The organism is Salinispora mooreana (genome assembly GCF_000379065.1).
GTDB lineage: Bacteria > Actinomycetota > Actinomycetes > Mycobacteriales > Micromonosporaceae > Micromonospora > Micromonospora mooreana.
Genome location: NZ_KB900614.1, coordinates 1,610,267 through 1,622,172 on the forward strand (window position 1 = coordinate 1,610,267; position 11,906 = coordinate 1,622,172).

Below are 11,906 nucleotides of genomic sequence, written 5' to 3' on the forward strand. Positions count from 1 at the left end.
CAGCGCGGCGGATCAGGGCCGGCGCAGCGCCGAACCCGGCGCCAGCGCCGGCTCCACCAGTTCCCGGTAGTCGCGGGGCAGCTGCACCGCGACATCGTCGAACTCACCACCGCTGATCGCCTCCCGCAGCGTGATGAAGACCGCTCGGACGGCCCCGTGCGCAGCGGCTTCGTCAACGTGGGCACGGGCGGCCACCCGAGTAACGAACTCTGCCGCCGCGAGCCGCTGCGCTGCCTCGTTGTCGGGCCCCGGCTTCAACACCCCCTGCAGCTGCGCCGGCAGCTGTACGGCCAGGTCCAGCACCTCCCCGCCGGTCAGCCGCTCGGCGAGCGTCTCCAGGACCGCCCGGGTCAGCTCCACCGCCTGCGCGGCAGGGGCTCCCGTCCGCTGCCCGACCTGGTCAACAAAGGTGTGATAGTCCATGCTGTCCCCTTCGGTCCGCCGACCGGATACCCGCGCGGCGCGGTGGGGAAACTGCCGGATTGCCGACGCCGGATACGACGTGGCCCAGGACGCTGACCCAGTGCTGGCCAGGGGATGTCCCCTCACTGCGCTGGTGCAGCCTGGCCGATCACCTCCGGGTATCGCTGCTCTAGGTCCACCCGAGCGAGCGCGCCCACCAGCCAGGCCAACCGCTCGGACCGGCCGCTACCCGCCAGCCCGGCCAGGTCGTCGGCGGAATTCCCGAGGCCCAGCCGGCGGGCTGCGGCCAGCGCCCGCCGATCGGCGACCGGCGGTATCTCAGCCCACAGTGCCTGCACCTCGCGGAGAAATAGGACGACCGCCGCATCGTCCACCCCGGGCAACTCGGCGAGCAGGGCACGTTCCCGGTCGGCATCGCGGGCGGCGACCACACGCAACCGCCGAAGGTCGCCCCGGTACCGGTCAACGACCGCCTGTGCCAGCTCCCCGAGGGTGCCGGCGGTCTGCTCAGCCGTCGCGCGGAGCCCGCAGTCGCGCAGCAGCCCGGCCCGCTCTGCGGGCGTGGAGCGGGCCAGCCGGGCGGCGCTGTCCCAGCCCTGGTCCTGCAGGGCGTGGGCCACTTCAATGGCTCGCCGAGCGTCGCCGCGACGGGACAGCAACACGGCGAGGCAGAGCAGCTGGAAGAGGCTCGACGGATTGTTGGTGGTGCGGAAGCCGTACTGCTCAGCAAAGCCGCGCCCGTCACCGGCAAGCCGGCGGACCAAGCGCTTCTTCTCCTCGATGGTGGGCATGGGCGGCGACTACCCGCCCCGACCGGCGCCACTCCTGGCTGCCCGCCGTGCGCTGCCAGACATCCCACTCGGCTCGCCAACGCGCCCAGCCGCACCGCGCAGCCGCACCGCGGGTAGCGCGCGTCGTCCTCACCGTCGGCGTCCGCTGGCAGCCTCGTCCAGCAGGCACTCGATCCGTTCCACTCCAGCAGGCATCGACATCTGCCGCAGGTACGCCTCCCGGCCCCGCCGGCCCATCTCGGCACGGGCAGCCGGCGGGATGGTGGCGGCCAACCAGAACCGGTCGGCGAGGGCATCCCACTCCTCCGGCGGACAGGAGAGTCCGGCCCGGGCACTCTCCACCACCTCAGCGGTGTCGCCGCCGGCCGAGGCGATGACCGGCGCCCCGCACGACAGGGTCGTCGGCAACTTGCCGGGCAGGGTGCTGCGCAGTTCGGGCAGGTCCCGAAGCATGACCAACTGGTAGTCGGCGGCGGCGTACAGCTCCGGCATGTCCAACGGCGAGCGCCGTTCGACGAACCGCACGTTGTCTGCCCCCAGCTCGGCGGCGAGCCCCCGCACCCGCCGCTCCTGCTCGCCCGACCCGACCAGCACCAGATCCATCCGGTGGTCGAGGGCTGCCGCTGCCCGCACCGCCGTCTCCAGCCCCTGGCGAGCGCCGATGGTGCCGGCGTACATGACCACGCAGCGGTCGTCGCGACGGATCAGTTGACCCGCGGCCGGACTCGGCGGAGCTGGCTGGAAGATCCGCTCGTCGGTCCAGTTGAGCACCACCTCGACCCGCCCCGGGTCAGCCCCCTCGGCCACGACGAGGTCCCGCAGCGAGGGGGCCGCGACCACGATCCGGTCGGCGCGGTGGTAGGTAGCGGCCATCGCCCTGGCAAGCCGAGCGGTCCACCGATCGGGCCCGCCAGCCGCCGGCTCCGGACCAGCCCACACGTCCGGAACATGCACGACGGCCGGCACCCGCCGAAGTGCCCGCAGCAGGCGGGCGGCGGCGAAGGCGGTGGCCGTCGGCTGGTGCACGTAGAGGGCGTCGACACCGGCGAAGAACCGCCGGCCGACCAGCGACACGCTGCCTGCGAAGGAAAGGTGACCGGCCAACCGGCCGCGCATGCTCCGGCCGACGTAGCGGGGCACCCGCCGCACGGTCAGCCGCTCGCTACGGGTCTCGTGGCGCCAACGCTGGTGCCAGCCCGGGTAGGCGTGCCCGCCCGGATAGTCGGGAAAGCCAGTCAGCACCCGGACTTCGTGCCCACGCCGGGCGAGTTCCTCTGCGAGGCTGCCCGGGATGAAAGCCGGTTCCGGTGGAAAGTGATATGCCAGGATGCCGATCTTCATCGTTGCTCCCCCGTTGCCAGCAGGGCGGCCCCGTTGCCCCGCTGGCCGCCGTCCACGTACGAGTGCGCCCTGGTCTCCGACCTGAACGGTTCGCTCTGGTGCTCGCCGGCCGCCCGGCGACGCAGGTAGGCGCGCTGGAGTACCGGGTGCAGGCGGCAGCGGTCCATCAGGTACGCGGCCGCACCGAGCCGAAACCTCCAACGAAACTCATGAAAGCTCCTAAGCTCAACCTATACCGTGAAAACATTACAACACCTCATACATCAAATATCCGAAATTTCACCATTCGATCGATAAGCCCGACACACCTCCTCTCCGGAGAAGCGGTGTGACGGGGGCACGGTCACGTCGTCTCCGCTCGCCGTCCCGTCACTCGCCTGGATAGGGTGGTGAGCGGTGTGCCGGGAAGCCTGGTCGGCGAATGATTCCTGCTGCTCCGACACCGCTTGGATGGACCGCGCGTATGACCGACCGCACCCCACCCCCGGGCCGCGCCCGCCGCCTCTTTTCGCGTACCTCCTGGCCGGAGGCCCGCTTCCTGGCTGACGTGCTGCGGACCGAGACCTTCGGCGGCGGCCTGCTACTGCTCGGCGCGGTGATCGCGCTGCTCTGGGCGAACTCGCCCTGGGGCGACTCCTACGCCGCTTTGGCATCGTGGGTGCCCTGGCCGAGCGGGTCTGACCTGCACCTGGACCTGGACCTCGCCACCTGGGCGGCTGACGGCCTGCTAGCGATCTTCTTCTTCGTGGTCGGGCTCGAACTCAAACGCGAATTCGTCGCCGGCGACCTTCGCGACCCGCGTCGTGCCGCCCTGCCGGTCGTCGCGGCCATCGGAGGTATGGTCGTTCCGGCCCTGATCTACGTCGGCATCAACCTCTCCGCCGGCGGCGAGAACCTCCGCGGCTGGGCCATCCCGACCGCCACCGACATCGCCTTCGCGCTCGCCGTGCTGGCGGTCATCGGATCCCACCTGCCGCAGGGGCTCCGCGCCTTCCTGCTCACCCTCGCCGTGGTGGACGACCTGCTCGCGATCACGGTCATCGCCATCTTCTACACCGGCGACTTCAAACTCATGCCGCTGCTGCTCGCGCTGCTGCCGATCGCACTCTTCGGCCTCCTCGTGCAGCGCCGCAAGACCTGGTGGTGGGCGCTGATCCCGCTGGCCCTGGTGGCCTGGACCCTGGTGCACGAGTCCGGCGTGCACGCCACGGTGGCCGGCGTCCTGCTCGGCTTCACGGTGCCGGTCCTGCGCGGCCGGGAGGGCGATCGGCACGGGCTCGCCGAGCACCTCGAACACCGCTGGCGGCCGGTCTCCGCCGGCTTCGCCGTCCCCGTCTTCGCCTTCTTCGCCGCCGGAGTGTCCCTACGCGGGGCCGACCTCGGCGCCGTGATCACCGACCCGATCGTCGTCGGCATCGTCGCCGGCCTGGTGCTCGGCAAGGTACTCGGTATCTTCGGCTCGACGTTCCTGCTCGCCCGGTTCACCCGCGCCGAGCTGGACCGGGACATCACCTGGACCGACCTACTCGGTGTCTCCCTGCTGGCCGGCATCGGATTCACCGTGTCACTGCTGATCGGTGAACTCGCCTTCGAGAGCAAAGCTGCCGACGACAACGTCAAGGCCGCCGTACTCAGCGGATCGCTGATCGCGGCGCTGCTCGCCTCCGTCGTCCTGACCCGCCGCAACAAGGCCTACCGGCGCATCGCCGTGAAGGAGCGGGTGGACAGCAACCGCGACGGGGTACCCGACGTGTTCGAGCACCGCGACGGCTGAGGCCGACAGGAACGCCGCGACGCCAACCAGGGTCTGCCGGCGACCCAACTGCCGGCGCCGTACTGGGGCGAACCGAACGAGTTCGGTTCGCCCCAGTACCGGCTCACCCAGAAAATCAGCCGAGCTGCCCGACCGCATCCAGGATCAGCCAGAGGCCACACCCGGCGAAGAGCAGCGCAGCACCGAACCGCACGGTCCACTCGGGCAACTTGCGGCCGAGCACCCGCCCCACCGCAATCGCCAAGGCATCCGCGACGACCATGCCGAGCGTGGATCCGACCCAGGTACCGAACCAGCCGTACTGGGTGGCCAGGGTGATGGTCGCCAGCATGGTCTTGTCGCCCAGCTCGGCGAGGAGGAACGCGACGCCGACCACCACCGCCGGACGGCCCGACCGATTCGCCTTACGGCGCTCCTGCTCGGTGAGGTGATCTCCGCGAAGCGTCCAGGCGCCAAACCCGAGAAACGCCACGCCGGCGAGGAGCGCGATCCATCCGGTAGGCAACGCCGCACCGAGTCCGTAGCCGATCGCCACCGAGGCCAGGTGCACGACTGCCGTGGCCACGGTGATGCCGATCAGCACCGGCAACGGTCGAAATCGGGTGGCAAAGGTCAGCGCCATCAGCTGGGACTTGTCCCCCAACTCGGCGACGAAGATGACGCCGAAGCTCACCCCCAACGCGACGAGGAAACCCTCCATGACATCCTTCCGATCCGGCCGGAAAGAGGCACGGAGCGACCTCGACCCGGCTACCAACCTGGGTCGAAGGTCTCGCCCACCCCGCCGAGCGGGGCCGTGTGGCCGGGTGCGGGAACACCAGTGTGTCGACCACGACGTTGGGGGCTACTCCCCTTCGCGCCGACCACCCTAGCCGACCACCGACAACGCTGACGTCGGAGGACCGGCCGGTGGGTCGAGGAGGGGCTGGCGGCGTCGGCCTACTCGGCGCGGGCGAGCGTGACGCCGAACAGGCCGGCCGGATCCGTCCAGAACTCGCTGGTGACGAAGCTGGCCTCGCGCAGCTCGGCCGCGATCCCCTCGGGCCGAAACTTCGCCGAGACCTCGGTCCGTAGCTCCTCCCCGGCAGCGAACGTCACCTCGGTGTCGAGCACCTGCACCCGCATCGGGTGCCGGGCCCGCAGCCGCATCTCGATCCACTCCCGCTCCGGATTCCAGAGCGCGACGTGGTCGAAGGCTGCTGGGTCGAAATCGGCACCCAACTCGCGGTTGATCACCTGCAGCACGTTGCGGTTGAACTCGGCAGTCACCCCCGCTGCGTCGTCGTAGGCGGGAACAATGACCGCCGGATCCTTGACCAGATCGGTGCCGACCAGCAGCCAGTCCCCCGGCTCCAGCGCGGTGCGCATCGCCGCCAGGAACTCGGCGCGCTCGACCGGCAGCAGGTTGCCGATCGTCCCGCCGAGAAACACCACGAGCCGCCGCCCGCCCGCGGGCAGCCGATCAAGATGCCGGGTGAAGTCGCCGACGATCCCCCGTACGCGCAGGCCCGGATAGTCAGCAGCGATCCGGGCTGTGGACTCGCGCAGCGCGCTCACCGACACGTCCAGCGGCACAAAGGTGCCCAGGTCGCCGTGGCGGGTGAACGCGTCCAGCAACAACCGGGTCTTCTCCGAGGAACCGGAGCCCAACTCGATCAGCGTCTTGGCACCGCTCACCGTCGCGATCTCAGCAGCCCGATCGAGCAACACCGCACGTTCGGCCCCGGTCTGGTAGTACTCCGCCAGCCGGGTGATCTCCTCGAAGAGCTGGCTGCCCCGAGCGTCGTAGAACCACTTCGGGGACAACCACTTCTCCTCGGCGGTCAGCCCGGCGCGGACATCCTGCCGCAGGTTGCGCCCCAGGTCCTGCTCTTCGAGGTAGATCTCCAGCGGCTCTGCGCTCATGTCTGTCCCTTCCTCATCGAAGTCTCCTGGCGGGGTCGAGATCTCCTGGCGGTCACGCCGCCAACAGGGCACTGGTCCGCACCCCGGTGGCGGTCGCCACCACCAGCTGCCCCTCCGGCACCGCCTGCCAGTCGGGATCGTCGTCGTGCGGCTCGGATGCCAGCAGTACCGAGTTCGGCGTCTGCAGGATCGACAGGCTGTGCCCGGCGACGCTCGCCACCGCCGTGTGCCCATCGGTCAGCAGCAGGTTGAGTCGGGACCCGGGAGCGGCCCGGACCACCGCCACAACCGTCTCCGCCACGGCGCGGGCCGGCTCGACCCCGGCCCGCAGCCGGTGCCGGACCAGCGCCCAGAGCAGCGCCGCATCGGTGGGCGCGTCGAGGGTAAGCAGGTCGCGCACCGGCAACGCACCTGCGAGCGGGGCAACGCTGTCCGGCCAGCCACGCACCGCCCCGTTGTGGCTGAACAGCCACCGCCCCTCCAGAAACGGCGCGGCGGCCGACTCGAGCACCGGCATGCCGACGGTCGCGGACCGGACCGCCGCGAGGATCGCGCCCGCACGGGTAACACCGGCGAGCTGGGCGATCGTCGGGTCACTCCAGATGGGCTGCGCCCGCCGGTAGCGGATCGGATCGCTGTCGTCCGGGTACCAGCCGACACCGAATCCGTCGGCATTGATCACCCCACCGCGGCGCATATCCTTCGGTGCCCAGGACTGACGAACCAGTGACGCCGGCGGGTCGAAGAGCAACTCCCGCAGGGTGATCGGCGGCCCGAGATAGACCAGGTGACGACACATCAGTGAGCCCTCACTCGGCTGCCTCCTCGGGGGCGGCATCCCGAGCGCAGCGGAAGCCGCTGAAGATCTGCCGCCGAATGGGGTAGTCCCAGTTACGGAAGGTGCCCCGGCAGGCCGCCCGGTCGGTGCCGAATGATCCACCGCGCAACACCCGGTAGTCGTCGCCGAAGAAGACCTCGGAATACTCCCGGTATGGAAAGGCCGTGAAGCCGGGATGGCCACGGAAGGTTGTCGAGGTCCACTCCCACACGTCGCCGATCAGCTGGTGGACACCGAGCGGCGACACACCCGCCGGATAGGCCCCGACCGGCGCCGGCCAGAGGTGCTGCTGGCCGAGGTTGGCATGGTTGGTCGTCGGGTCCCCGTCGCCCCACGGGTAGCGGCGAGACCGACCGGTCGCCGGGTCCCAGCGGGCTGCCTTCTCCCACTCCGCCTCGGTCGGCAACCGCTTTCCCGCCCAGGCAGCGTAGGCCTGCGCCTCGTACCAGCTCACGTGCACCACCGGCTCGTCGTCGCGGACCGGCGCCCACCGACCGAAGCGGCGGTAGGCCCAGCCGTCTCCATCCGGGTGCCAGTGCGACGGCGCAGTCAGGCCCGCCTCCTGCCGGTGCGCCCACCCCGCGGCGCTCCACCACCGTGGGTCGCGATACCCACCCTCGGCGATGAAGGCCGCGTACGCACCGTTGGTGACCGGTGCCGTGTCGATGACGTACGCCGGCAGGTGCACCCGGTGGGCGGGACGCTCGTTGTCCAGCGCCCAGGGGTCGGTGTCGGTACCCATGGTGAACTCGCCGGCCGGAACCAGTACCTCCCCGTCCACCCGGACTCGGGGCTCCGGCGGAGGCGGCGCGTCGAAGACAGCTGGACCGGAGCGCAGCTGGTGGGTCGCGAGCATGGTCTCGTCGTGCTGCTGCTCGTGTTGGACGATCATGCCGAAGGCAAAGCCGTCGGCGACCAGCCGCCGATCTGTGAAGGTGACCCCGTCGAGGAGGTCAAAGACCTTGTCCCGGACCGTCGCCACGTATGCCCGCGCCTGCGGCGGCGGCAGCAACGGCAGCGCCGGCCGGTCCCGGCGAGGCTGCTTGAAGGCATCGTAAAGATCATCGATGTCCCGGCGGACGGGCTCCCGGCCGCCGACATCCCGCACCAGCCAGAGCTCTTCCTGGTTGCCGACGTGGGCGAGGTCCCACACCAGGGGCGACATCAACGGTGAATGCTGTCGCACCAGGTCGGCATCGTCAACCGCGTCGGTCAACACCTCGGTACGGGCCCGGGCACGGGCCAGCTCCGTCGCGATATGCTCCCGCAGTCGCACCCCGTCGGGCCGGTCGGTCGTCTCGGTCACCGCCGCCTCCTTCCCGCGGCCTCTCGCCGCCGTCGTACGCCTCGGTCAAGGTCGTCGTGTAGCGCGGGCGGCAACCCCAGCCGGGGCAGCGCGGTCAGCGCCAGATCAAAAAGGTCTGCGGCCGCTGCCGCGAGAGCGTCGTCGTGCAGGCCGTGCCGGGCGGCGGCGATCCACCGCTGCGCCTGCGCCCCGACGAGCGATCGGGCGGCCCGGGTGACGGCCGGCTCGGAGAGCAGCGCGGCGACCACCGCCACCGGCACCGACCAACTGTCTTCCGGTTGGGCGTCGAGGTAGCGCAGTTCCAGGTAACCGCGGGGACGCACCGGCGGAAAGAGCGTGCTCACGTGGTAGTCGAGATCGTCGACTGTGGGGGGTCGGGGCAGCGCGCCAGCGAGCCAGTCGGCGAAGGTGATGCCGACCGGCGCTGTCCAGTCCGGCCCATCCCGCACACAGAGCAACGGGGCGGCCAGGACGTACGCCGTCCAACTGGCGATCGGATCCGCGGCGCCCTGCTCGGGAGTCCACACCGCCCGGGTCCGCGCCGGGTCAATGGCGAGCCACGCGGCCATCCGGGCCGAGACCCAGCCGGTCGCTCGCCCGGCGTGCCGCCCGGCGGTGGCGAAGGCGGCGATCAGGGGGGGACCAATCGCGTGTGCCGTGGCCCAACGGTCGGCGAGTTGGTCCGCCTCACCGACGTCCAGACAGATCTGGAGGCCGGCGGTGCTGTACATCATCCTGCGCCCGGCCGGGCCACGACGGTCGAAGACCTGGCGCATCGCCCGGTAGCGCGGGGTCTCGAACACGGGGCACGGGGACCGATGGGCGTCGATACCGCCGGGACCGAGAACCAGACCGGCCCGCCGGAGCAGCGCGGTGAGTTCGGTGATCTCAGCTTCGGTAGCGGTAACGAGGGCCGGGACCGAGGTATGTGTTGCGGTGGAGATCTCCACCTGTCCGCCGGGTTCGACGGTGACGGACCCGCCATGCCGCAGCGGCTGGGCGGGGCTCGTGGTGTCCAGGGTGCGGGGGGTGTGCGGCCCGAGGGCGGCCCGCAGACGGTCGGCCCCGACTGGGCGGGCGGGGTCGACGGCATCGTGCACGGTCCATTCAAGCTCGACGCCGAGCCATCGGGGTGGGCCGGTCTTGAAACAGATCCGGGACAGGTGGCTCGCAGCCGCAGCCGAGGAGGTGAGGACCGTTCCCTGGTCCACCTCCGGCGACGTCACCATGGTTCGGCCCCCTTCGCCGCGCCGACGTCCGACCCGTGTCACCGTAACGCGGATCACCAACGAAGGTGAGTGCCCGCGGGCCGACCCCCTCTGTCTAGCAGGCGAACTCCCTGAATCCGAGTGGAATACGGGGTGTCGCGCGGCGATGGGGCGGCGCGGCGCATCGCCGCCACCCGGTTGTCGGTACGGTGTTCGCGTGTTGACCTCAGGTGTCGTGCTCAGCGGTCGATACCGCCTGGACGAACGGATCGCCACCGGCGGCATGGGGGACGTCTGGCGGGGCCTCGATCTGGTCCTGGACCGACCCGTGGCGGTGAAGGTGCTGCTGCCAGCGCTCGTCTCTGACCCCGACTTCATCGCCCGGTTCCGGTCTGAGGCTCGGATCATGGCCGCCCTGCGGCACCCCGGGGTGGTGCAGGTCTTCGACTGCGGCGCGGACGAGTTGCCCACCGGCGACCAGGCCAACTATCTGATCATGGAGTTCGTCACCGGCGAACCCCTGTCCCGGCAGATCGAGGCCGCCAGTCGACTCGACGTGGCCAAAACGATGTCAATCGTCGCGCAGGCCGCAGAGGCGCTGGAGACGGTGCACCGCCGCGGCGTCGTGCACCGGGATATCAAACCAAGCAACCTGGTGGTGCAGGAGGACGGCACCGTTGTGCTGGTCGACTTCGGAGTAGCCCGTTCGACCAACGTGACGAGTATCACCCACACCGACGCCGTACCGGGAACCGCGCTCTACATGGCGCCGGAGCAGGCCGCCGGGCGGCCGGTCTCCGGCGCCACCGACATCTACGCGCTCGGAGCGGTCGCCTACTGCTGCCTCAGCGGCAGTCCACCTTTCACCGGTGAGAGTCCGCTGCAGGTCGCCGTCGCGCACCTCGACGAAGATCCGCCCGAGCTCCCCCACGACATCCCGGAGGCGGTGCGGGCACTGGTCCGCCGAGCCCTGGCGAAAGACCCTGAGCACCGGTTCAGCAGCGGGTCTGCGATGGCAGCGGCCGCCCGCGCCGCGGTGTCGGACCCCACGGCGGCGACCGCGCCGGTGGCCCCGGTGAGCTCGGTGACGCTGCGCACCGCCGAGCCGACGACGCTGACCGACAACCCGGTCATTGACGCGTACCACCCAGGCCGACGCGGACCGCTGGTCGGGGTGGTGGCCACCGTGGTGGTGGCGGTGGCTGGCCTGGCCACGGTGGTAGCTATCGGCGCTGCCGCAGTCGAGCCGCCGGGCGAGCTGCCGCCGTCAGCGCCAACGATGACGAATGACGACGGGGCAGCGCCGCCGCCCGACCCGACCACCAGTTCGGTGCCGCAGCGTCCCCACCAACCGAACAGGTTCATCACCGAGCCGACACGGACGCCGACGCCGACGCCGACGGCGTCCGTGTCGGCGTCCGTGTCGGCGTCGGGATCAGCATCGGTATCGCCATCGACGGATGCACCACCGAGCGCGAGCGCGCAGCCAACCTCTGCGACGCCCGAGCCCTCGACATCCGATCCCGAGCCGCCGCCCAACCCGAGCGACAGCCCCACGACAACCCCACCGAATCCGGCCACCCACTCCGAGCAGTAGCGCGACCCGGGCGCCGGAGCGGTGTCAGCCGGTCAACGGCCGAGCAGTTCCCGCATCCGACCGATCTCCACGTTCTGTTCGACGGCGACCGAATTCGCGAACTCCAGCAGCACCGGCTCCGCCCCGACCTTCAACAGATCGATGGACATCTCGACCGCCCCGGCATGGTGATCGCTCATCATCTCCACAAAGAGTCGGTCGAACTCGGCCCCCCGGGCCCCGGCGAGACGGCGCATCGCCTCGGGTGACTGCATGCCACGCATCGTGCTGTGATCATGCTCGGGAACCTCCACCGGCAGGTTGCGGGCCTCGAGCCAGGCCCGCAACACCTCGATCTCCGGTGCCTGGCTGGCTCGGATCCGCTCAGCCAACGCCGCCACCCGGGGATCGGCGGCCCGCCCCGGGGCCAACTCCGACATCTCCAACGCCTGCTCATGATGCGGGATCATCATCTGGACATACCAGGTATCCAGCGAGTTGTGCCCTCCGGTGGCGTTCGCCCGCAGCTCGTCGGCCGAGCGGACCCGAGCCGGCTCTCCGGGCCGGCCGGGCACGATGACCGACGGACCGGGACCGTCGCTGACCCCCGTTGCCGTCGGCACCGCGGATCGTGACCGGTCCTGGGCGACCCCCAACCACGCCACCACGCCGAGCAACAGAGCCACCGTGCTGACAGCGGCCAGCACCCACCTACCCCGCACGGTCATCCGAACACCCCCTGGA

At 70.6% G+C, this 11,906-nt stretch carries 12 protein-coding genes; 2 read left to right on the plus strand and 10 right to left on the minus strand.

Features of this window, described 5'->3' with window-relative positions; translation table 11 throughout:
* Nucleotides 1-12: 12 nt before the first annotated feature.
* The 4 genes from SALPAC6_RS0107695 to SALPAC6_RS29655 form a co-directional block, all read right to left on the minus strand.
* Nucleotides 13-423, minus strand: a complete 411-nt coding sequence (locus SALPAC6_RS0107695) for a DUF2267 domain-containing protein (RefSeq protein ID WP_018252850.1) — start codon at nucleotides 421-423, stop codon at nucleotides 13-15.
* 122 nt (nucleotides 424-545) lie between these two features.
* Nucleotides 546-1,214 (minus strand): hypothetical protein, encoded by a 669-nt coding sequence (locus SALPAC6_RS0107700; protein WP_018252851.1) that lies wholly within the window; start codon nucleotides 1,212-1,214, stop codon nucleotides 546-548.
* A 129-nt stretch (nucleotides 1,215-1,343) separates the two neighbouring features.
* On the minus strand, nucleotides 1,344-2,555 hold the full coding sequence (locus SALPAC6_RS0107705; protein WP_018252852.1) for a glycosyltransferase family 4 protein: 1,212 nt from the start codon (nucleotides 2,553-2,555) through the stop codon (nucleotides 1,344-1,346).
* Nucleotides 2,552-2,722 carry a hypothetical protein gene (locus SALPAC6_RS29655; RefSeq protein ID WP_018252853.1) on the minus strand — a complete coding sequence of 57 codons (171 nt, stop codon included), beginning with the start codon at nucleotides 2,720-2,722 and terminating at the stop codon, nucleotides 2,552-2,554. The genes SALPAC6_RS0107705 and SALPAC6_RS29655 overlap by 4 nt, the downstream gene beginning before the upstream one ends.
* Nucleotides 2,723-3,018: 296 nt before the next feature.
* On the opposite strand from SALPAC6_RS29655, the gene nhaA reads away from it, so the two are divergent.
* Nucleotides 3,019-4,329 carry a Na+/H+ antiporter NhaA gene (gene nhaA / locus SALPAC6_RS0107715; RefSeq protein WP_018252854.1) on the plus strand — a complete coding sequence of 437 codons (1,311 nt, stop codon included), beginning with the start codon at nucleotides 3,019-3,021 and terminating at the stop codon, nucleotides 4,327-4,329.
* 115 nt (nucleotides 4,330-4,444) lie between these two features.
* Here nhaA and SALPAC6_RS0107720 read toward each other — a convergent pair whose 3' ends face one another.
* The 5 genes from SALPAC6_RS0107720 to SALPAC6_RS0107740 form a co-directional block, all read right to left on the minus strand.
* The gene (locus SALPAC6_RS0107720; RefSeq protein WP_018252855.1) at nucleotides 4,445-5,029 is read right to left on the minus strand and encodes a TMEM165/GDT1 family protein; all 585 of its coding nucleotides are present in this window, start codon (nucleotides 5,027-5,029) and stop codon (nucleotides 4,445-4,447) included.
* A gap of 239 nt (nucleotides 5,030-5,268) precedes the next feature.
* The gene (egtD, locus tag SALPAC6_RS0107725) at nucleotides 5,269-6,234 is read right to left on the minus strand and encodes an L-histidine N(alpha)-methyltransferase (protein WP_018252856.1); all 966 of its coding nucleotides are present in this window, start codon (nucleotides 6,232-6,234) and stop codon (nucleotides 5,269-5,271) included.
* A gap of 52 nt (nucleotides 6,235-6,286) precedes the next feature.
* On the minus strand, nucleotides 6,287-7,033 hold the full coding sequence (gene egtC, locus SALPAC6_RS0107730) for an ergothioneine biosynthesis protein EgtC (RefSeq protein ID WP_018252857.1): 747 nt from the start codon (nucleotides 7,031-7,033) through the stop codon (nucleotides 6,287-6,289).
* Nucleotides 7,034-7,043: 10 nt separating this feature from the next.
* Nucleotides 7,044-8,378 carry an ergothioneine biosynthesis protein EgtB gene (gene egtB, locus SALPAC6_RS0107735; RefSeq protein WP_018252858.1) on the minus strand — a complete coding sequence of 445 codons (1,335 nt, stop codon included), beginning with the start codon at nucleotides 8,376-8,378 and terminating at the stop codon, nucleotides 7,044-7,046.
* Entirely contained in the window at nucleotides 8,375-9,607 is a 1,233-nt protein-coding gene (locus SALPAC6_RS0107740; RefSeq protein ID WP_018252859.1) for a glutamate-cysteine ligase family protein, read from the minus strand. The genes egtB and SALPAC6_RS0107740 overlap by 4 nt, the downstream gene beginning before the upstream one ends.
* Before the next feature lie 214 nt (nucleotides 9,608-9,821).
* On the opposite strand from SALPAC6_RS0107740, the gene SALPAC6_RS0107745 reads away from it, so the two are divergent.
* A complete protein-coding gene (locus tag SALPAC6_RS0107745) occupies nucleotides 9,822-11,183 on the plus strand; it encodes a serine/threonine-protein kinase (protein WP_026189417.1) in 1,362 nt (453 codons plus the stop codon).
* Between the two features lie 32 nt (nucleotides 11,184-11,215).
* Here SALPAC6_RS0107745 and SALPAC6_RS0107750 read toward each other — a convergent pair whose 3' ends face one another.
* Nucleotides 11,216-11,890: a DUF305 domain-containing protein gene (locus SALPAC6_RS0107750; protein ID WP_026189418.1), complete on the minus strand. Its 675-nt coding sequence runs from the start codon at nucleotides 11,888-11,890 to the stop codon at nucleotides 11,216-11,218.
* Nucleotides 11,891-11,906: the final 16 nt, after the last annotated feature.

Excerpts from the sequence above, each read along its gene's own strand:
- nhaA (WP_018252854.1), top strand. The coding sequence starts at position 3,019 with ATGACCGACCGCACCCCACCCCCGGGCCGCGCCCGCCGCCTCTTTTCG.
- SALPAC6_RS0107695 (WP_018252850.1), bottom strand. The coding sequence starts at position 423 with ATGGACTATCACACCTTTGTTGACCAGGTCGGGCAGCGGACGGGAGCC.
- SALPAC6_RS0107700 (WP_018252851.1), bottom strand. The coding sequence starts at position 1,214 with ATGCCCACCATCGAGGAGAAGAAGCGCTTGGTCCGCCGGCTTGCCGGT.
- SALPAC6_RS0107720 (WP_018252855.1), bottom strand. The coding sequence starts at position 5,029 with ATGGAGGGTTTCCTCGTCGCGTTGGGGGTGAGCTTCGGCGTCATCTTC.
- SALPAC6_RS29655 (WP_018252853.1), bottom strand. The coding sequence starts at position 2,722 with ATGGACCGCTGCCGCCTGCACCCGGTACTCCAGCGCGCCTACCTGCGT.
- SALPAC6_RS0107750 (WP_026189418.1), bottom strand. The coding sequence starts at position 11,890 with ATGACCGTGCGGGGTAGGTGGGTGCTGGCCGCTGTCAGCACGGTGGCT.
- egtD (WP_018252856.1), bottom strand. The coding sequence starts at position 6,234 with ATGAGCGCAGAGCCGCTGGAGATCTACCTCGAAGAGCAGGACCTGGGG.
- SALPAC6_RS0107740 (WP_018252859.1), bottom strand. The coding sequence starts at position 9,607 with ATGGTGACGTCGCCGGAGGTGGACCAGGGAACGGTCCTCACCTCCTCG.
- SALPAC6_RS0107705 (WP_018252852.1), bottom strand. The coding sequence starts at position 2,555 with ATGAAGATCGGCATCCTGGCATATCACTTTCCACCGGAACCGGCTTTC.
- egtC (WP_018252857.1), bottom strand. The coding sequence starts at position 7,033 with ATGTGTCGTCACCTGGTCTATCTCGGGCCGCCGATCACCCTGCGGGAG.